The organism is Streptomyces fuscichromogenes, from assembly GCF_014645815.1.
Taxonomy (GTDB): domain Bacteria; phylum Actinomycetota; class Actinomycetes; order Streptomycetales; family Streptomycetaceae; genus Streptomyces; species Streptomyces fuscichromogenes.
Map to the genome: position 1 here is coordinate 138,175 of NZ_BMML01000010.1, position 19,467 is coordinate 157,641.

The window sequence follows — 19,467 nt, forward strand, 5'->3', positions numbered from 1 at the left end:
GCCGTATGCAGAGCCTGACCAAGCGTCGGCTGTCCGCCGCCGGACTCGACGCCCTCCTCCGGGAGGCGACGGGCACCGGTTGCCGGCTGGAGAGCGAACTGACCGACGGCTGGTTCAACGCCGCCTATCTGGTCCGCCTCGACGACGGACGCGCCGCGGTGGTGAAGCTCGCGCCGCCCGCCGAGGCCCCCGTGCTGCGGTACGAGCGCGGGATCATGGGCACCGAGGCCATGGTCTACCGGCGCCTGGCGGGCCTGGCCGACGGCGCGGTGCCGGCCCCCGAACTGCTCCACCGGGGAACCGGCTTCCTCGCAGTCTCGGTGCTGGAGGGGACCCCCTGGGACAAGGCCGCCGAGCGCCTGCCGGCCGCCACCGAAGCGGCGCTGCGCCGTGAACTGGGCGCGGTCACCGCCCGGCTGCACACCCTGACCTCCGAGGACGGCCGGTTCGGCTATCCGGCGCCCGAGGCGGAGCTGTCCGCCGCCGACTGGCGCACCGCCTTCACGGCCATGGTGGACGCCGTACTGGAGGACGCGGTCCGCTGGGGCTCCGACCTCGGGGTGCCCGCCGCCGGGATCCGGGACCTGGTGGCCGAGGGCGGCCAGGCTCTCGACGAGGTCACCGAGCCCAGGCTGGTCCACTTCGACCTCTGGCCGGGCAACATCTTCGTCGACGACCGCGCGGACGCCCCCCGGATCACCGGCCTCATCGACCACGAACGGGCCTTCTGGGGCGACCCGGCGGCCGAACTGGTCTCCCTGGAGTTCGGCGGGGACATCGGCCCGGACAGCGACCTGATGGCCGGATACCGTGCGGCGGGCGGCCGCCTCGACCACTCCCCCGCCGTGCGCCGTCGGCTCGCCCTCTACGGCCTCTATCTGGGCCTGATCCTCGTCGTGGAGTGCGGCCCCCGCGGCTACCAGGGGGACCACGCCGACTGGACCCGCCGCCACCTGACCGAACGGGTCGCCGCACTGCGCGCGTCGGGGTGACCCGGCGCGGGCCGCCGCCGCTCGGACGGCAGCCCGCGCCGCACGCTACTTCTGCCTGATCCGCAGGAAGGTGATCGAGTCCGCCGGGAAGGTGTACGTGAACCGGTCGGCGACCCCGGTGAAGGTGGACGTGACCGGGGCGACCGCGGTGGCCGTCTCGGTGTTCACCGCGTCGGGCGCTGCGGCGAGCGTGGTCACCCTGGCCTTCCTGGCCACCTTCACGCCGCCGAGGTCGAGGGCCGTACGGGCCGCCGCGGACTGGGCGTTGACGACCTTGACGATCAGGCCGCCGGTCTTCCGGTCCTCGGTGACGACCTGCCGGAACGGCTCGGCCGGCTTGTCGTCGGTGAAGCTGCCCCACTCCTGGCCGTCGAGCAGGAGGGTGACCTGCCGGCCCCGTACCTTGATGTCGACGTCGTAGGCCCGGCCGGTGTCGACCGACCCGGGCTTGGCGATCAGCGTCGACTTGCCGCCGTCGACGGCCTGTTCGACCGCGGTCTGGGTGTTGTTCCAGCCGCCGATGTTCCACCAGTAGTAGTTGCCGGTGTCCTTGACGCCGAAGGCGACGAGGAAGCCCTCCTTGCCGGACTTCTTGACGGCCTTCACGTGCAGGTCGTAGTCGTGCCAGGACGGGTCGCCGGCCTGGACCATGGTGTTCTCCGCGGTGTCGGAGGTCTCGACGTACTGCCCGTCCTGGACCGCCCAGCTGCCGCCGCCGGTGTGCGTCCACTGCCCGGCGTCACCGGAGAAGTCGTCGGTGAGCAGCGTGTTCCCGTCGGCGTCGGTGACCTTGACGTCGTCGTAGGCGGCGCTGGTGTTCCAGGTGGACAGGCCGACGGCGCCGGTGATGGGGGCGAGCAGGGAGGGGGTGCCGGTGGCCGTGGAGGGCACGACCCGGTCGCCGACGTTGTTCATGAACAGCTTCTGGACCTCGTAGTTCGCCGAGCCCCAGGAGGCGTGGTTGTTGAACCAGACCATGTCCGGGCTCCACTGCACGTAGTCCTCGTTGGCGAACAGCGGGGCGTACGAGGCCAGTTTGACGACGTCCGCGTTGCGTTCGAGGCCGGTCATGTAGGCGGCTTCGGCGAGGCCGTTCTTGAAGGTGTTGCCGCCGGAGGCGTACTCGCCGACGAAGACCTTCGGCCCGCTGCGGTCGTAGGAGTCGTAGCGGTCGTTGTTCTGGAGGAACCACTGCGGGCTGTTGTAGTAGTGCTCGTCGACCATGTCGACCTTGGCGTCCTTGTTGAGCTGCCAGGCCGTGTCGAAGGTCGTACCGGAGTCGTCCGGGCCGGAGTTGGAGATGACCTGCATGTAGGGGTACTTCGCCTGGATGGCCGCCCGGAACTGCGTGAAGCGGGCGAAGAACGCGGCGGGCAGGTTCTCCTCGTTGCCGACCTCGATGTGGGTGAGGTGGAAGGGCTTCGGGTGGCCCATCTCGGCGCGCAGCCCGCCCCACTTCGAGGTCACCGGCCCGTTGGCGAACTCGATGAGGTCGAGGGTGTCCTGGATGTGCCGCTTGAGCAGCGCGTCGTCGTCCACGGCCTTGTTCTGGCCGCAGCCGGTCACCAGGGCCGGCACGACGGGCAGCGGCATGGCGCCGATGTCCTCGGCGAAGCGGAAGTACTCGTAGTAGCCGAGGCCGTAACTCTGGTTGTAGCCCCAGAAGTTGGAGTTGGTGGCGCGGGTCTCGACCGGGCCGACGGTGTCCTTCCACTGGTACGACCGCTTGCGCTGGTAGCCGGAGTCCTCGCTGTAGTCCTGCATCGAGCCGGTGTTGACCAGGCAGCCGCCGGGGAAGCGGACGAAACCCGGGTGCAGGGCGGCGATCTTCTCGGCGAGGTCCTCGCGCAGACCGTTGGGCTCGTGCTGGTAGGTGTCGCGCGGGAAGAGGGAGACCATGTCGAGCGCGGCGGCGTCGGCCGTGGCCACGGTGAGGCGGCCGGCGGAACTGGTCCGGGTGGCGGTGAAGGTCGCCCGGTACCGGGCCCAGCCGTTCTTCTTCACGGCCACCTGCCGGGCGGTGGCGAGCGCGCCGCCGGAGTCCTGCAACGACACGGTCAGTGCGGTACGGCCCGCGGCGCGGGCCCAGACCGAGAAGTCGTACTTCTTGCCGTCCTCGACCCGGATGCCGGTGTTGTAGCCGGAGTTGGTGACGGCCGAACCGGCGTCCAGGGACAGGTAGTTGCGGTTACGGGCGTTGAGGCGGCCGTCGTCGTCCACGACCTGGGCGCCGCCGGTGACCGTCCAGGCGGTGAGCGGGGTGTACGACTTGTTGTCGTCGGTCGTGTACTCGAAGGACCGGTTCTGGACCAGTTCCGCGTACAGACCGCCGTCGGCGGCGCGGTTGATGTCCTCGAAGAAGACGCCGTACATCGTCCTGTCGATCCTGGCCCCCTGGGTGGCCGGGTCGACGGTGATCGCGTAGTCGGTGACGTCCTCGGCGTGGGCGGGGGCCGGGAGAAGGCCGGCGGCGAGCAGGAAAGCGCTTGCCCCAAGGCCGAGTCTCAGCCGGGTGCGCGTGGTGCGTGACATGGATACTCCGCGGCTCGTGAGGAGATGTGCGTCATTCGAAATATCGGACAACGGTCAGCACTTCGAACGGCAAGATAGGTAAAAGGTCATGAGCGCGTCAATGGGGCGGGGCGACGTAGGGTGGTGGCCGACGAAGGGATGACCGTGGGTGAGTTCTGGCCCGTGGCGGATGTGCTGGCCCATCTGGCCGGACGGTGGCGGGTGGACCGGACCGTGCGGGATCTGGCGAGCGGGGACGAGGGCCGCTTCGAGGGGGTCACGACGTTCCGGCCCCTGGACGGGGGCGGTCTGCTGCACGAGGAGTCGGGGACGTTCACCTGGCAGGGCGTGGCCCGGCCCGCCGAGCGCACCCTGCGTTTCCTGCCGGGGGCCCGGCCGGGCACCGCGGACGTGCGCTTCTCCGACGACCGCCCCTTCCACGACCTGGACCTGACGTCAGGCCGCCATGTCACCGACCACCCCTGCGCGGCCGACCTCTACCGCGGCGAGTTCACGGTCCTGGACCCCGACCACTGGCGCACGGTCTGGCGGGTCGCCGGCCCGGCGAAGAACCTGCTCCTGACGACCGACTACGCACACGCGGACCGCCACAACAGCGCCCCCGAAGGGGCGCGGGGAACTGCGCGACCAGCCACCACGGCGCGGCACCCGAATGACGACGCATCCCGGCACCCCCTGCAAACCGACCCGTCACACCAGCGCCCCGGAAGGGGCGCGGGGAACTGCGCGACCGGCCACGACGACGCGGCACCTGAACGACGACGCGTCCCGGCACTTCCTGCGGACCGACCGGACAGGCCGGCGCCGTAGTCGGCCGGCGCCCCGACACGGCCTCTCCCAGCGGAGCGCTACGTGCGGGAGGCCTGCGCCGCCGCCGTGTCGAAGCGTAGGTTCCAGCGGCCGCCGCGGCCCGTGACCGTGGTCGTCGAGAGCGGGCGCACGTCGATGTTCCAGTAGGTCGAGGGGGGTGCCTTCAGGGCGTAGACGAGGGCGGCCCGGATCACCGAGGGCTCGGCCACGGCGACGATACGGCCGCCGTCGTCCACGGGGCGGGTGTCGAGCCAGCCGCCGACCCGGGAGATGAACGACAGCAGCGACTCGCCGCCGTGCGGGGTGGCGCGCGGGTCCGTGAGCCAGGCGTCCACCTGGTCCGGCTCCCTGGCCATCGCCTCACCCAGGGTCAGCCCACGCCAGCGGCCCATGTCGCAGTCGCGCAGGGCGAGCTGCACCAGCGGGGCGTACCCCAGCACGTCGCCGGTCGCCCGGCTGCGCGGGGTCGGCGAACAGTAGCGCAGCTCGGCCGCCGCCAGGGGCACCAGCTCGGCGGCGACGCGCTGCACCTCGTCCCAGCCCGCCGTGTCCAGCGGGCGGTCGTCCTCGAAACGCTCCGCGAGCAGCGGCGAGCTGCGCGCGGCCGCGACGAACGTGACCCGAAGTGGCATGCGGCGATGGTGTGACGCGCATGTACGCAGGTCAAGGGCGATCGGGCGATGAGTTCTCGGACGTGGAGGAAATGTTACCCAAAGGTCAGGAGGTGTCCGACAAGTCAGCCGGAATGTCACTCGGGCGACGTGTAGTAGAGCGCCATCCACTGGTCCGGGTGTTCGAGCGGGGCGAATCCGAGCTTCGCGTAGACCCCGTGGGCGTCATGGGTGGCCAGCAGCACACGCCGCACGCCGGACGGCCGCAGGTGCTCGCGGACCGCGCCGACCATCGCCGTGCCCACGCCCTTGCCGCGCACCGACGGGTCGACGTAGACGTCGCAGAGCCAGGCGAACAGCGCATGGTCGGTCACCACGCGCGCATAGGCCACCTGCTCCCCGGTGACGATGTCGTAGACCCCGAAGTTGAGCGAGGCCGCCATCGCGCGCCGGTGCTGCTCCGGCGGGCGGCCGGTCGCCCAGTAGGCGTCGGTCGACAGCCAGCGGTGGACACGCTCGACGTCCACGCGGTCGGTGTCGGCGGAGAACTCGTAGCCCTCGGGGAGGCCGGGTGTGTCGCTCATGCGGGGATCCTCGCCGGTCCGTGCCCCGGCGTCGATCGGATTTCAGGGTCCGGGACGCAGCACCTCGTCGCACGCGGCGCGCAGCCGTCGTACCCCCTCCAGGATCTCCCCGGTCCCGGCGACCGCCGCGAAGCTCAGGCGGACGTGGGCGGCCGGGGCTTCGGCGCTGAAGTAGGGGCGGCCGGGGGTGATGGCGACGCCGGCGCGCAGGGCGGCGGCGGTCAGGGTCACGTCGTCGGTGCCCTCGGGGAGGCGCGGCCAGAGGTGGTAGCCGCCGGAGGGGATGTGCGGGAGGGCGAGTTCGGGGATCTGATGGGCGAGGGCGCCGGTGAGGGTGTCCCGGCGGGTCTTCAGTTCGGCGGCGAGGTTGCGCAGGTGGCGGGGCCAGGCCGGGGAGCCGACGAGTTCCAGGGCGGCCTCCTGGAGGGGGCGGGGCACGAAGAAGGTGTCGACGATCTGGATGGCGCGCAGGCGTTCCAGGACCGGGCCGCGGGCGGCCAGGGCGGCCACCCGGAAGCTCGGCGAGGTGGCCTTGGTGAGCGAGCCGACGTGGACGACGACTCCGTCGGGGTCGTCGGCCGCAAGGGGGCGGGGCAGCGGGCCCGCGTCCGCGTGCACCAGCCGTCGTACGAAGTCGTCCTCGATCACGAACGCGCCGGCCCGGCGGGCGATGCCCAGCACCTCGGCGCGCCGGTCGGGGGCGAGGACCGCGCCGGTCGGGTTCTGGAAGAGCGGCTGGCAGACGAGGACCCGGGCGCCGGTGGCCTTGAAGGCGTCGGCGAGAAGGGCGGGCCGCACGCCGTCGGGGTCGACCGGGACCGGCACCGGGCGCAGGCCGGCGGCACGGGCGATGGCGAGCATGCCGGGGTAGGTGGGCGACTCGACCAGGACCGGGGCGCCGGGCGGGGCGAGCGCGCGCAGGGCGGTGGCCAGCGCGGACTGACCGCCGGACGCGATCAGCACCTCGGCGGCGGTGACCGCGCCGCCGATGTCCCGCGCGAACCACTCGCGCAGCTCGGGCAGGCCTTCGAGCGGCGGCCGGCCCCAGGCGCCGGGGCGGCGGCCGGCCCGGGCCAGCGCCGCCGCCATGGCACGCTCCGGCTCCAGGGAGGCGTGCAGGTAACCGCCGCTGAGTTCCAGCACGCCGGGCGGCGGGGCGGCCAGGCACACCGTGACCCCGGAGGCGTCGACGGTGCGCGGGACCACGTCGAGGGCTCCGTCGGCGCTGAGCGCCACCTCCTGCCAGGAGGTGTCACCGGTGGGCTCGGCCGCGGCGCGCGGTGGGGCCTTGAAGGCGCCGGCGCCGGGCCGGGTGACGACCAGGCCCTCCGCGACCAGCTGGGCCAGCGCCCGGGAGACGGTCACCGGGCTCACCCGGAATCGTTCGACGAGGGTCCGGCTCGACGGGAGCTTTCCACCTTCCGAGTAGCGGTCCAGGTCCCGCCGCAGCTGTTCCGCCAGTTCTGCCACACTGCTACGCTCTTGCATGAGAGCACAGAGTAGCGCTACCAGTTCGACTTCGATAGCGGTCAGCACACCCCCGGCCGACGCCGCGGCCCCCGCCCCGGCCCGCTCCCCGGCCGCCGGCTCCTCCCCGCGGAGCGGCACCCTCCAGGCCGCGCTCGGTGTCGTCGCCTTCTCCCTCACCTTCCCGGCCACCGCCTGGGGCCTCGAAGGCTTCGGGCCGTGGGCGCTGGTGGCGGTGCGCAGTGTGCTCGCGGCGGTCCTGGCGGGCGGCTGCCTGCTGTTCCTCCGGGTGCGACTGCCCGAGCGCCGGCACTGGGCGGGGCTGGCCGTCGTCGCGGCCGGAGTCGTCCTCGGCTTCCCGATGCTGACCACGCTGGCCCTGGAGACCTCCACCACCTCGCACGCGGCGGTCGTGGTGGGCCTGCTCCCGCTGACCACCGCCCTCTTCTCGGCCCTGCGCATGGGCATCCGCCCCTCGCGCACCTTCTGGGCGGCGGCCCTGGCGGGCGCGGCGGCCGTGCTGGCGTTCACCGTCGCCCAGAGCGGCGGGGCGCTCACGGCCGCCGACGGCTACCTGTTCGCGGCCCTCGTGGTGTGCGCGGCCGGCTACACCGAGGGCGGCCGGCTGGCCCGGATCATGCCGGGCTGGCAGGTCATCGGCTGGGCGCTGGTGGGCTGTCTGCCGCTGACCGTGCCGGCCGCGGTGGTCGCGCTGTCGTACCAGCCGGTCGTCTGGAACGCGCACGGGGTGGCGGGTGTGCTGTGGGTGGCGGTGGGCTCGCAGTTCCTCGGCCTGGTGGTCTGGTACCGGGGCATGGCGGCCGTCGGCATTCCGAAGGCCAGCCAGTTGCAGTTGGCCCAGCCGCTGCTCACACTGGTGTGGTCGGTGCTGCTGCTGGGTGAGCACCTCACCGCGGCCGCTCCACTCACGGCCGCCGCCGTGCTCGTGTGCATCGCCGTCACCCAACGATCGCGATCATGAGGAGGCCCTGGAGATGCGTGCATCCGAGGGCGACCAGCTTGTCCAGCACGGCAGGGTGGTCGGACAGCACGACCAGGTCTCGGAAATCGTCCAGGTACTCGGCCCCGAGGGCAGTCCGCCCTACCGGGTCCGCTTCGAGGACGGTCACGAGGCCATCATGTCCCCCGGTCCGGACTGCCAGGTCAGGCATCGGGAGACCCACGAACAGCGCTGAGCGCTCCGCCGGTCGGGCCGTTCGCCTGCTGCGGGCCGGTGGGGGCTGGTCGCGCTCACGCGGCGGTAGCCGCATGTCGGATACAGCCCCGCGCCTCTTACGGGGCGCTGACGGTCGCCGGCTGCTGGTAGTGGTCGGCGACCACCCGTGACAGCGCCCCGATCGGATCGGCGGCCACCTCCTTCGCCGCGAAGTACACATGCCCGCCGACCTGCGGGTAGCGGCCGGCCAGGGTGAGGTGCCGGGACAGCTCGGCCGGGTCCTGCCAGGCCGAGGCGGCACCCGCGGCCCCCGCCTGGTAGAGCGCCTCCCCGATGTACAGCCGGGTCCCGGAGCCGTCGGCCACGCCCGCCCACCAGTCGACCACCTTGGCGTAGTCCGCGGCCGAGTTGCCGATCTGCCAGTACACCTGGGGGACGAGGTAGTCGATCCAGTTCTCCCGCACCCATTTCCGGGTGTCCGCGTAGAGGTCGTCGTACGTCTCGACACCCGCCCTGGTGTCCGAACCCAGGGAGTCGGTGGTGGCGTTGCGCCACACCGCGAACGGGCTGATCCCGAACCGGGTGCCGGGCCGCAGCTTCTTCACCCCGTCGGCGGTCTCGGTCACCAGTTTGTCGATGTTGTCCCGCCGCCAGGCCGCCCGCGAGGAGAAGTCGCCGCCGTGGGCGTCGAACGCGGCGTCGTCGTCGAAGGTCTGGCCGGCCACCGGGTACGGGTAGAAGTAGTCGTCGAAGTGGACCGCGTCCACCGGGTACCTGGCGACCGCGTCGAGGATCGCCTGCTCCACGAAGGTGCGGACGGCCGGGATGCCCGGGTTGTAGTAGAGCTTGCCGCCGTACGGCACCACCCAGTCCGGGTGCTTGCGGGCCGGGTGCGAGGCGACGAGCCTGCCCGGGTCGGTGTTGTTGGCGATCCGGTACGGGTTGAACCAGGCGTGCAGCTGCAGGCCCCGGGCGTGCGCCTCCGCGACGGCGGTGCCCAGCGGGTCCCAGCCGGGGTCCTTGCCCTGGGTGCCCGTGAGGTACTGCGACCAGGGCTCGTACGGCGAGGGCCAGAACGCGTCCGCGGTGGGCCGCACCTGGAACATCACGGTGTTGAGCCGGTAGTGGACCGCCTTGTCGAGGAGGGCGGTCAGCTCCTTGTGCTGGTCCGCGGCCGACAGCCCGGCCTGTGAGGGCCAGTCACGGTTGGAGACGGTCGCCAGCCACATGCCGCGCATCTCGGTGACCGCCCGGCGGGGCCGTCCCGGCGGCGCGTCCGCGCCCGGTGCCGCCGACGCGCCCGGTGCGGCCGACGCCGCCAGGGACAGTGCGGCCAGCGCGAACGCCCTGCGAGACACTCGTGCCATCGTCAGACCCTCTCACTCTCCGGATCCGTTCGGTCACGGATCGCCTCCGCGGCACAGGATGCCCCCACCCGGACGATCGATCATCGATACTTACGGGTAACGTGCACGAACGGAGCAGGCGCCGGATCCGGAGGCCTGCGGGCCGCCCGTAGATCAGCGAAGGGGACGATGTGACCGACATCGAGAAGGTCGGAGTCGTGGGCTGCGGCCAGATGGGAGCGGGCATCGCCGAGGTCTGCGCCCGCGCGGGCCTGGACGTGCGGGTCGCCGAGACCACCGGCGAGGCCCTGGAGATCGGCCGCACCCGGCTGTACAACTCCCTGACCAAGGCCGCCGAGCGCGGCAAGATCTCGGCGGAGGAGCGGGACGCCACGCTGGCCCGGCTGAGCTTCACCACGGACCTCGGCGAGTTCGCCGACCGCGACCTGGTGATCGAGGCCGTCGTGGAGAACGAGCAGGTGAAGACGGAGATCTTCCAGGTGCTCGACCAGGTGGTGACCCGCCCGGACGCGATCCTGGCCTCCAACACCTCCTCGATCCCGCTGGTGAAGCTGGCGGTCGCGACCTCCCGTCCCGACCACGTGATCGGCATCCACTTCTTCAACCCGGCCCCGGTGCAGAAGCTGGTCGAGCTGATCCCCGCGCTCACCACCTCCGAGGGCACCATCAGCCGGGCCCAGGTGTTCGCCGAGAAGACGCTCGGCAAGCACGCGATCCGCGCCCAGGACCGCTCCGGCTTCGTGGTCAACGCGCTGCTGGTGCCGTACCTGCTCTCGTCCATCCGGATGTTCGAGTCCGGCATCGCGAGCCGCGAGGACATCGACAACGGCATGGAGATGGGCTGCGCCCACCCGATGGGCCCGCTGAAGCTGTCCGACCTGATCGGCCTGGACACCATCGTCTCCATCGCGAACAGCATGTACACCGAGTACAAGGAGCCGCTGTACGCCGCTCCCCCGCTGCTCCAGCGCATGGTCGAGGCGGGGCGGCTGGGGCGGAAGACGGGGTCGGGGTTCTACACCTACGCGTGAGCACACCCCGGCGGTCACGGTGAGCGATGCGCCACGGGCCCGGCACCGGTGACGGTGCCGGGCCCGCGTGTTTCACACACCGTGTGCACCGTGGGCACGCATATGCCCGTCGCACACTCTCCCCACGCGCTCACCAGGCGAGTTCACTCTTCATGCGCATGCACAGGGATGCGGAACAACACCCTCGATCACGCAAAGGAGTGGACCCGTGACCGCCGAACCGGAGCATCCCGTGGTCCAAGGAGAACTCGCAGAGTTACGTCGTCGCCTCGATGTGGCCTACGCCCAGGTCGAGGGAGGGCTGAACCTGCTCAGCCACCGGACCAAGGAGACCGCCAAGGAACTGGACGAGCTCAACACCCGCCTGGCCTCGCTGGAACACGCCCGCTGGCCGCTGCCCTCGATCGCCGCGCTCACCGCACTGGGCGCCCTGGTCGTCACGGTCTGGCAGGCGCTGGCCCACTAGTCGTCGGTGAGCCTCAGGTGGTGCAGCAGGAGTAGCGCGGCCGCCATGTTGGCGGCCGGGACCTCCCCGCGGGCGATCATGTCCGGGACGAGCTTGAGGGAGACCCACTCCCGGCGGTCCGACTCGAAGTCGTCCACGGGGTGTCCGACGTACTCGCCCTCATCGGACCAGTAGATGTGGTGCCGGGCGTCGGTGAGGCCGTTGGACGGCTCCACGGTCATGAGATGGTGCAGGGTCCCCGGCCGCCAGCCGGTCTCCTCCTCCAGTTCCCTGGCGGCCGCGACGGCGATGTCCTCGCCGTCCTCGACGACTCCCGCCGCGAGTTCCCAGCCCCAGCTGTCGGTGATGAAACGGTGGCGCCACAGGAGGAGGACCTCGCCCGCCTCGTTGACCACCGTCGCCACGGCCACCGGCCGCAGCCGTATCAGGAAGTGGTCGAGGTGCCGGCCGTCCGGCAGCTCGACATCTGCGAGATTGACGCTGAACCAGCGGTTTTCATACACAGTTTGTTCGTTCTGTTTCGTCCACTGCATGGTTCTGCCACCTTCCGCCGAGTAAGTGGCAATATCGCAGCAGCGGCTTCGAAGGCCTACCGCGCCTAGAGCGGTACGCGCAGTGCACCGTCGATCAGTTCGGCGGCCTCGGCGGTTCCCACGCCGCCGCTGCGCACGAGGTGCTCGCGTACCGCGCGGAGTCTGTCGCGCAGGCGCTGGGACTCCATTCCGCGGGCCTGCTCGGCCATCTGCACGGCCGTGGCCACCGCGTTGTCGGCGTTTCCCTGGCGCAGTTCGATGGTGCTCAGCATGGCCAGCCGGTGCACCCGGCCCCGGTCGTGGGCGGGGTTGTCGACGGCGGCCGCGGCATGCTCGCGGGCGGCGGCCAGCTCGCCGAGGCTGAGCAGCGCCTCGGCCACCTGCACATTGACCAGACCGGGCTGGACATAGCCGGTCTCGTCGGGCTCGTGGCCCCGCCGGATGCGTTCGGCGGCCGTCTCGGCCCGCCGGATGCAGGACAGCGCGCTCGTGCCGTCGCCGAGGTGGGCGTACGCCTTGGCCTGCATCGCGTAGAGGTCGGAGGCGAGGGCGGGGGTGATGTGCTTGCCCGCGGTGCGCAGCGCGGCCTCCGCGAAGGCGACGGCCTGCCGGAACTCCCGCATGAACAGCGACTGGTTGACGAGCAGCGCGATGACGTAGGCGCCGAGTCCGCGGTCCCCGCTGGCCTTTGCCAGCCGCAGCGCCTGGTGGAAGTAGCGCTGGGCGAGGCCGTGCGCGTCCGAGTCGTATGCGCAGATACCGGCGATCGCCACCAACCCGCCGGTCGCCCGGTGCAGTTGACGGCCCGTGGCATCCGTGTAGCTGCCGCGCAGCAGCGGAGCCGCCTCGGCGTTGAGGAAGCCGACGATCCGGGTGCGGGTGGCCATGCCGCCGGCCTTGCGGTACATCTGCTCGTAGTGCGCCCGCGCGGAGCGCAGCATCTCCAGGTCGGACGGGGTGACCCGGTGCCGGCCGCCCCGTGAGACGTCGACGTCCTCCGGAGGGTTCTCCCACTCCCACACCGGCATCACGGCGGGCGTACCGGTGACCGCGGGGGCGCCGAGTATGTGCGGGCGCTGCTGTTCGTCGGAGCGCCACAGGGCGGTGGCCCGCTCGACGAAGCCCGAGAGCGAGGTGGCGTGCGGGACGCTGGGTTCGCCGGGTACGCCGAGGCCGATGTCGTCGAGGGTGACCGGCCGGTGCAGCCGGGCGGCGAGCACCTCGCAGATCAGGTCCGGCACCTGGCCGCGCGGCCGCTGGCCCTTCAGCCACCGCGCGACGGCGGTGTGTTCGTAGCGCAGCGCGAGTCCACGGGCCCGGCCCGCCTGGTTGACATGGGCGGCGAGCCCGGCGTGCGAGATCCCCGCCTCGTCCAGGATCGCGTCGAGCAGAGAGTTGGGCTGCATGGATGCCCCCCGAGTGGCCTGGTGCGGTCAGCGTAGTGCGGTTGCGTTCACACGGGGTGTGAACCGAGTGCGCGTATCCGTAGCGTGCGCACACTGTCGCGGAGCGTGTCGGGACGGTTGACTTAATCGCCTCGCAAGAGGCCGGCCGGGCCGCCGGCTCCCCCCTCGTACAGTGCGGTGGCCTGGCCGTTGGCTTGGCCGACGATCAAAGAAGGGGCCACTCAAGGCAGTTCGTCGACTGCGGCTGGGCGGGGGTTGCTCGCGCAGTTCCCCGCGCCCCCAAGGGGGCGCGCTGGTGCCGGCGTTCGTTGTGGAGGACCAGGAGGGCGATGTCGTCGGTCGGGCGGCCGTTCGCGTGGTGGAGCAGGGCGGTGAAGACGGTCCTCAGGATGGCCTGGGGGGAGACCGGCCGGTCTCGTACGGACTTCTCCAGTGCCTCCCGCAGCGGGAAGAAGCGTCCCCTCGCGTCTCTGGCGTCCTCCGCGCCGTCCGTGTAGAGGACCAGGGACTCATCGGGGTGCAGGTGGCCGCAGTCGGTGGCGGCCAGGTCCGACGGCAGCGGGAACGGGCCGAGGGGCGGCAGCGGATCGGCCGTCGACAGTGGCTCCACCCGCGCACCGCTGAGCACATACGGCCAGGGATGTCCGCAGTTGATCACCCGGAGCTCGCCGTCCCCCGCGATCTCCAGGAGCAGCAGCGTGACGAACTCCTCGGCGACCGGGCTGTCCGGGTCCTGGGCCCCGACGGCGGGGTGTTCGGCCCTGGCTCGTTCTCGCAGGTGTCGGGCGAGGGCGCGGTCCAAGCGGCCCAGGACGCGGCCCAGTTCGGGTTCGTCGTGGGCGGCCTCGCGGAAGCTGCCGAGGACCGCGGCGACGGTACCGATCGCCGACAGCCCGTGCCCGCGTACGTCGCCCATCACCACCCGTACGCCGTACTCGGTGGCGACGGCCTCGTAGAGATCGCCGCCGATGCTCGCGCCCCGGTCGGCGGAGAGCTGGGCCGCGGCCAGGCTCAGTCCGGCGAGCCGGGGCGGCGGCGGCCGCAGCAGCACGCTCTGCGCGGCACCGGCGACCATACGGGCCTGCCGCAACTCCCGGAGCAGGGCCCGGCGGACATGGAGTATCAGCCCGGTGCCGACCGCGAAGAACACGGCGCTGGTGACGATCCGCGCACCGAGCCCGTGCTGCTCGGCCAGCGGGCAGCCGAATCTGTAGCCGACCGCGACGGCGCCCCACACCGTGGGCAACCCCAGGTCGAGGGCGCGACGGGTGGGCCGTGGGTTCGTCCGGGGCCGCCTGCCGCGGGGAACCCCAGCCTTGATGCGGATCATGCCGATGGCCCCCATATAGGCCCTGCCAGAACAGACGGACCGACCCCGAGAGGCCGGTCCGATTCTGTCGACGGCATGCCCCGAAAGGACCATGTCCAGGTTGGATCTCACCCAAATGAGTGATCCATCCCAAGACACCGCACTCAAGCGCCCCGAAAGGGGCGCGGGGAACTGCGCGACCAGCCACACACAACCCGCAGCCGGCCGACGACAGTTCCCCCGACGGCGCCTAGCCCCGCAGCACCGCTCCCGTACGCTCCCCGGCAAGGGCGACGGCCGCGTCCCGCGCGGCCGACGCCTCCTCGACGGTCAACGTCCGGTCCCCCGCCCGGAACCGCAACGCGTACGCCAGCGACTTCTTGCCCTCGCCGAGCTGCGCGGCGTTCTCGTACACGTCGAACAGCCGGATGGCCTCCAGGAGTTCACCGGCGCCTTCGCGCAGCGCGGCCTCGACCTCCGCCGCCGGCACCGGCCCGTCCACCACGAGGGCGACATCCTGCGTGGCCACCGGGAACGTGGAGATGCTCGGCGCCTGCGGGGTGCCGTCGCCGACCCGCTCCAGCGCGTCCAGGTTCAGCTCCATCGCGCTGGTGCGGGCCGGCAGCCCCAGCGCCTTGAGCACCCGCGGGTGCAGCTCACCGGCGTGGCCCACGACCTGCTCGGCACCGTCGGCGACGACCACCAGTTCGGCGCACCGGCCGGGGTGCCACGGCCCGTACTGGCCGGACCGGACGGTCAGCTCGGCCCCGGCCTCACGCGCGACCGCACGCGCCGCCTCGACCGCGTCGGCCCAGTCGGCCGGACGGCCCTTGCCCCACCAGCCGGCCTGCTCGCGGGCGCCCGCGAGGACGACGGCGACATGGCGCGGCTGCTCGGGCAGCACGGCGTTCAGCGCGGCGAGCTCCGCTTCGGTCGGGCGGCGGTCGACCGGGAGGTGACCGGCGACGCCCCGCTCGGCGCGCGGCAGGAAGACCAGGCCGGTCTCGAAGAGCGCCAGGTCGTGCGCGCCCCGCCCGTCGTTGCGCCGCAGCGCGCCGAGCAGGCCCGGCAGCAGCGAGGTGCGCAGCGCCGGCTCCTCGTCGTTGAGCGGGTTGGTCAGCCTGACGACCCGGCGGGCCGGGTCGTCGGCGGCCAGCCCCAGCTGGTCGAAGACGCCTTCGCCGATGAACGGGTAGTTCGGCGCCTCGACGTAGCCGGCCCCGGCGAGCGCACGGCCGACCCTGCGGTGCAGGCGCTGCCGGTGGGTGAGGCCACGGCCGGACGGCGGCTTGGGCAGCGTGGAGGGCAGGTTCTCGTAGCCCTCCAGCCGGATGACCTCTTCGGCCAGGTCGTTCTGCTCCAGCAGGTCGGGCCGCCAGGACGGGACGGTGACGAGCAGTTCGTCCTGCCCGTAGACGTCGCAGCCGACCTCCTGGAGGCGGCGGACGACGGTCTCCCGGCCGTACGCGACACCCGCGACCTTGTCGGGGTGGTCCGCCGCGACCGTGATGGTGTGCGGCGCGGACGGCGCGATGACCTCGGTGACCCCGGCCTCGGCGGTGCCGCCGGCGAGCAGCACCAGCAGGTCGACCGTGCGCTGCGCGGCGGCGGCCGCGGCCTGCGGGTCGACCCCGCGCTCGAAGCGACGGGAGGCCTCGGAGGACAGCTTGTGCCGGCGGGCGGTGCGCGCGATCGCGACCGCGTCGAAGTGGGCCGCCTCGATCACCACGTCGGAGGTGGCGTTCTCGGTGTCCTCGTGGTCGGCGATCTCGGTATCGGCGCCGCCCATGACGCCCGCGAGGCCGATCGGGCCGCGGTCGTCGGTGATCACCAGGTCCTCGGCGTGCAGCTTCCGCTCGACACCGTCGAGGGTGACGATCTTCTCGCCCTCGGCCGCGCGGCGGACGCCGATGGTGCCCTGGACCAGGGAGCGGTCGTAGGCGTGCAGCGGCTGGCCGAGCTCCATCATCACGTAGTTGGTGACGTCGACGGCGAGCGAGATCGGGCGCATGCCGACCTTCTGCAGGCGGCGCTGCAGCCAGATCGGGGAGCGGGCCTCGGGGCTCAGGCCGATGACGGTGCGCGCGGTGAAACGGTCGCAGCCGAGCGGGTCGGAGACCTGGACCGGGTACCCGAAGGCGTTCGGTCCGGGCACGTCGAGAAGGGCCGGGTCGCGCAGCGGCAGGCCGTAGGCGATGGCGGTCTCGCGGGCCACCCCGCGGATGGACAGGCAGTCGCCGCGGTTGGCGGTGACGGCGATGTCCAGGACCTCGTCGACCAGCTCCAGGAGCTCGACGGCGTCCTTGCCGACCTCGGTCTCCGGCGGCAGCACGATGATGCCGTGGGTGCCGTCGGAGCCCATGCCCAGCTCGTCGCTGGAGCAGATCATGCCGTGCGAGGTCCTGCCGTACGTCTTGCGGGCGGCGATGGCGAACCCGCCGGGCAGCACCGCGCCCGGGAGCACGACGACGACCTTGTCGCCGACGGCGAAGTTGCGCGCGCCGCAGACGATCTCCTGGGGCTCGCCCGTGCCGTTGGCGGTGCCGACATCGACGGTGCAGAAGCGGATCGGCTTCTTGAAGCCCTCCAGCTCCTCGATGGTCAGGACCTTGCCGACGACCAGGGGGCCCTTGAGGCCGTCGCCGAGCTGCTCGACGGTCTCGACCTCCAGACCGGCCGAGATCAGCTTGGCCTGCACATCGCGGCCGGTCTCGGTGGCCGGCAGGTCGACGTACTCCCGCAGCCAGGAAAGCGGGACCCGCATCAGATCTCCATCCCGAACGGCCGGGTGAACCGGACGTCACCCTCGACCATGTCTCGCATGTCCTCGACGTTGTGGCGGAACATCAGCATCCGCTCGATACCGAACCCGAAGGCGAAGCCGCTGTACTTCTCCGGGTCGACGCCGCAGGCGGTGAGCACCCGCGGGTTGACCATGCCGCAGCCGCCCAGCTCGATCCAGCCCTCGGAGGAGCAGGTACGGCAGGGGCGGTCGGGGTTGCCGACGGACTCGCCCTTGCAGACGTAGCAGAGCATGTCCATCTCGGCGGACGGCTCGGTGAAGGGGAAGAAGTTCGGCCGCAGCCGGGTCTTCATGCCCTCGCCGAACAGCGACTGGACCATGTGGTCCAGGGTGCCCTTGAGGTCGGACATGGTCAGGCCCTGGTCCACGGCGAGCAGCTCGACCTGGTGGAAGACCGGGGTGTGGGTGGCGTCCAGCTCGTCGGTGCGGTACACGCGGCCGGGGCAGATCACGTACACCGGCAGCTCGCGGTCGAGCAGCGAGCGGATCTGGACCGGCGAGGTGTGGGTGCGCAGCACGACACCGGACTCGGTGCCGCCCTCGGGGCCCCGCACGAAGAAGGTGTCCGCCTCGCCGCGGGCCGGGTGGTCCGGGCCGATGTTGAGGGCGTCGAAGTTGAACCACTCGGCCTCGACCTGCGGACCCTCGGCGACCTCGTAGCCCATGGCCACGAAGATGTCCTCGATGCGGTCGGACAGGGTGGTCAGCGGGTGGCGGGCGCCGGCCGGGACCCGGTCGTGGGGCAGTGTGACGTCCACCGCCTCCTCGACCAGCACCCGGGCGTCGCGCTCGGCCTCCAGCTCCTCCTGGCGGCCGGCGAGGGCCTTGTTCACCGCGCCCCGGGCCTGGCCGACCAGCTTGCCGGCGGCCGCCTTGGCGTGCGGGGGCAGGGCGCCGATCTCGCGGTTGGCGAGGGCCAGCGGGGAGGTGCCGCCGGTGTGGGCGACCTTGGCCTCCTGGAGCGCGTCGAGGGAGTCCGCGGCGCCGAAGGCGGCGAGCGCCTCGTCCCGCATGCGCTCGATCTCTTCCGGTTTCAAGGCCTCGACCTCTACAGGGTCGTACGACTTATTCGGTGCCGACATCTCTTCCCGTGCTTCCGGTTGGCTGGCGGATGGTCCCCGTGACCGTTGTGGCGGGCCGTGTGAAGGACACAAAAGTGCCAAAGGCCGAGTCTAACGGGGTGGAGGTGTACGAGGAGCCCGCGGGCCGTCAGGCGAGATACGCCGGCGTGCTCACGGGCAACGTAAATCGGAACTCGGCGCCGCCGCCCGGGGCGCGTCCGACGGTGATGGTGCCGCCGTGGGCCTCGACGATGCCCTTGACGATGTAGAGCCCGAGGCCGGTGCCGCCGCGCTTGCTGCCCCGCCAGAAGCGGGTGAAGACGCGGTTCATGGACTCCTCCGGGATGCCGGGCCCTTCGTCGCTCACCGTGACCGACGTGGCTGCGTTCTCCTGGCCTTCCCCTTCGCGCGGGGACGCCGTGGCCGTGATGTCGATGGTGACGGTTCCCTCGCCGTGCCGCACGGCATTTTCGATGAGGTTGCTGAGCACCTGGTCGACCTTGTCGGGGTCGGCCCAGAGCGCGGGCAGCGGCTGCTCGACACGGAGCAGGAAGCGGTCGGCGGGCTGCCCGGCCGCGACGTACGCCTGGATGTGCCGTCCGACGGCCGCGCCTATGTCCACCGGCTGCCGGCGCACCTCAAGGCGCCCGCTGTCGATCCGCGAGATGTCCAGCAGCTCGGCGATGAGCCGGGTGACCCGGTCGGCGTCCGCGTCGACCGTCTCCAGCATCAGCCGCTTCTGGTCGTCGGTGAACCGTTCCCACTTGGCGAGCAGGGTGGCCGTGAACCCCTTGACGGAGGTCAGCGGCGAGCGCAGCTCGTGGGCGACGGTGGCGATCAGTTCGGCGTGACTGCGTTCGGTACGGCGCCGGGCCTCGGTGTCCCGCAGCGACACGACGACCCGGTGGACCGGCCCGGTCGGCTCGGCCCGCACGTACCTGGCCGTCACCAGCACCTCCCGGCCGCCGGGCAGCAGGAGGTTCCGCTCGGGCTGGCCGACCCGGATGGCGAGGCCGCCGTAGGGGTCGGTGAGCTGCCACCAGCGCCGGCCTTCCAGGTCCTCTAAGGGCAGGGCCTTCTCCAGGCGCTGTCCGAGGGCGTCGTCGGCGGCGGTGGCGGTGATGCGGGCGGCGGCGGCGTTGAAGCAGACGACGAGACCGTGTTCGTCGGCGACCACCAGGCCGTCGGGCAGTTCGTCGGGGTCGACGCCGAGCCCGGTGAGGTCGCCGTGCCGGGGCGCGGGCACACGGCCGGTGCCGCGGCCCCCCGGCGCGTTGCTGGTGCCGACACTCATACCCCGTACTCCACCTCTCAGACG

General features: G+C 72.0%; 16 protein-coding genes and 1 pseudogene. 6 read left to right on the forward strand and 11 right to left on the reverse strand.

All coding sequences use genetic code 11. The features are described 5' to 3' along the window. Nucleotides 1-5 precede the first annotated feature (5 nt). On the forward strand, nt 6-992 hold the full coding sequence (locus tag IEZ11_RS22965) for a phosphotransferase family protein (RefSeq protein WP_189264725.1): 987 nt from the start codon (nt 6-8) through the stop codon (nt 990-992). 45 nt (nt 993-1,037) lie between these two features. Here the strand turns inward: IEZ11_RS22965 and IEZ11_RS22970 are convergent, their stop codons facing one another. Further along, nucleotides 1,038-3,524, reverse strand: coding sequence for an alpha-L-arabinofuranosidase family protein (locus IEZ11_RS22970; RefSeq protein WP_189264726.1), 2,487 nt, complete (start codon nt 3,522-3,524; stop codon nt 1,038-1,040). Between the two features lie 144 nt (nt 3,525-3,668). On the opposite strand from IEZ11_RS22970, the pseudogene IEZ11_RS52230 reads away from it, so the two are divergent. Next, nucleotides 3,669-4,100, forward strand: a pseudogene (locus IEZ11_RS52230) (DUF6314 family protein); the annotation flags it as partial. Nucleotides 4,101-4,372: 272 nt separating this feature from the next. Here the strand turns inward: IEZ11_RS52230 and IEZ11_RS22980 are convergent. From IEZ11_RS22980 to IEZ11_RS22990, 3 genes are all read right to left on the reverse strand, one after another. Beyond that, entirely contained in the window at nt 4,373-4,966 is a 594-nt protein-coding gene (locus IEZ11_RS22980; RefSeq protein ID WP_189264727.1) for a histidine phosphatase family protein, read from the reverse strand. 116 nt (nt 4,967-5,082) lie between these two features. Further along, on the reverse strand, nt 5,083-5,529 hold the full coding sequence (locus IEZ11_RS22985; RefSeq protein WP_189264728.1) for a GNAT family N-acetyltransferase: 447 nt from the start codon (nt 5,527-5,529) through the stop codon (nt 5,083-5,085). Between the two features lie 42 nt (nt 5,530-5,571). After that, nucleotides 5,572-7,017, reverse strand: coding sequence for an aminotransferase-like domain-containing protein (locus IEZ11_RS22990; protein ID WP_189264729.1), 1,446 nt, complete (start codon nt 7,015-7,017; stop codon nt 5,572-5,574). Here IEZ11_RS22990 and IEZ11_RS22995 point away from each other — a divergent pair. Together IEZ11_RS22995 and IEZ11_RS23000 are read left to right on the forward strand one after the other, a co-directional pair. Beyond that, nucleotides 7,016-7,978 carry a DMT family transporter gene (locus tag IEZ11_RS22995; RefSeq protein ID WP_189264730.1) on the forward strand — a complete coding sequence of 321 codons (963 nt, stop codon included), beginning with the start codon at nt 7,016-7,018 and terminating at the stop codon, nt 7,976-7,978. The two genes, IEZ11_RS22990 and IEZ11_RS22995, sit on opposite strands and share 2 nt — an antisense overlap. A gap of 13 nt (nt 7,979-7,991) precedes the next feature. Continuing rightward, the gene (locus tag IEZ11_RS23000; RefSeq protein ID WP_189264731.1) at nt 7,992-8,192 is read left to right on the forward strand and encodes a DUF1918 domain-containing protein; all 201 of its coding nucleotides are present in this window, start codon (nt 7,992-7,994) and stop codon (nt 8,190-8,192) included. A 97-nt stretch (nt 8,193-8,289) separates the two neighbouring features. On the opposite strand, the gene IEZ11_RS23005 is transcribed toward IEZ11_RS23000, so the two are convergent. Then, nucleotides 8,290-9,540: a glycoside hydrolase family 10-like protein gene (locus tag IEZ11_RS23005; RefSeq protein ID WP_189264732.1), complete on the reverse strand. Its 1,251-nt coding sequence runs from the start codon at nt 9,538-9,540 to the stop codon at nt 8,290-8,292. Between the two features lie 170 nt (nt 9,541-9,710). On the opposite strand from IEZ11_RS23005, the gene IEZ11_RS23010 reads away from it, so the two are divergent. Together IEZ11_RS23010 and IEZ11_RS23015 are read left to right on the forward strand one after the other, a co-directional pair. Next, a complete protein-coding gene (locus tag IEZ11_RS23010) occupies nt 9,711-10,571 on the forward strand; it encodes a 3-hydroxybutyryl-CoA dehydrogenase (protein WP_189264733.1) in 861 nt (286 codons plus the stop codon). Between the two features lie 208 nt (nt 10,572-10,779). After that, complete coding sequence (locus tag IEZ11_RS23015; RefSeq protein WP_189264734.1) at nt 10,780-11,037, forward strand: hypothetical protein; 258 nt, start codon at nt 10,780-10,782, stop codon at nt 11,035-11,037. On the opposite strand, the gene IEZ11_RS23020 is transcribed toward IEZ11_RS23015, so the two are convergent. From IEZ11_RS23020 to IEZ11_RS23045, 6 genes are all read right to left on the reverse strand, one after another. Beyond that, a complete protein-coding gene (locus tag IEZ11_RS23020) occupies nt 11,034-11,570 on the reverse strand; it encodes an NUDIX hydrolase (RefSeq protein ID WP_189264735.1) in 537 nt (178 codons plus the stop codon). The two genes, IEZ11_RS23015 and IEZ11_RS23020, sit on opposite strands and share 4 nt — an antisense overlap. A 65-nt stretch (nt 11,571-11,635) precedes the next feature. Then, nucleotides 11,636-12,976, reverse strand: coding sequence for an NsdA family TPR-like regulatory protein (locus tag IEZ11_RS23025; protein ID WP_189264736.1), 1,341 nt, complete (start codon nt 12,974-12,976; stop codon nt 11,636-11,638). A 205-nt stretch (nt 12,977-13,181) separates the two neighbouring features. Continuing rightward, nucleotides 13,182-14,306 carry a PP2C family protein-serine/threonine phosphatase gene (locus IEZ11_RS23030; protein WP_189264737.1) on the reverse strand — a complete coding sequence of 375 codons (1,125 nt, stop codon included), beginning with the start codon at nt 14,304-14,306 and terminating at the stop codon, nt 13,182-13,184. A 229-nt stretch (nt 14,307-14,535) separates the two neighbouring features. Then, nucleotides 14,536-17,049, reverse strand: coding sequence for a phenylalanine--tRNA ligase subunit beta (gene pheT, locus IEZ11_RS23035; RefSeq protein WP_189264738.1), 2,514 nt, complete (start codon nt 17,047-17,049; stop codon nt 14,536-14,538). Further along, nucleotides 17,049-18,170, reverse strand: a complete 1,122-nt coding sequence (gene pheS / locus IEZ11_RS23040) for a phenylalanine--tRNA ligase subunit alpha (protein WP_189264739.1) — start codon at nt 18,168-18,170, stop codon at nt 17,049-17,051. Before pheS ends, pheT begins: the two co-directional genes overlap by 1 nt. 127 nt (nt 18,171-18,297) lie before the next feature. Next, a complete protein-coding gene (locus tag IEZ11_RS23045; RefSeq protein ID WP_189264740.1) occupies nt 18,298-19,443 on the reverse strand; it encodes a sensor histidine kinase in 1,146 nt (381 codons plus the stop codon). Between the last annotated feature and the right edge of the window lie 24 nt (nt 19,444-19,467).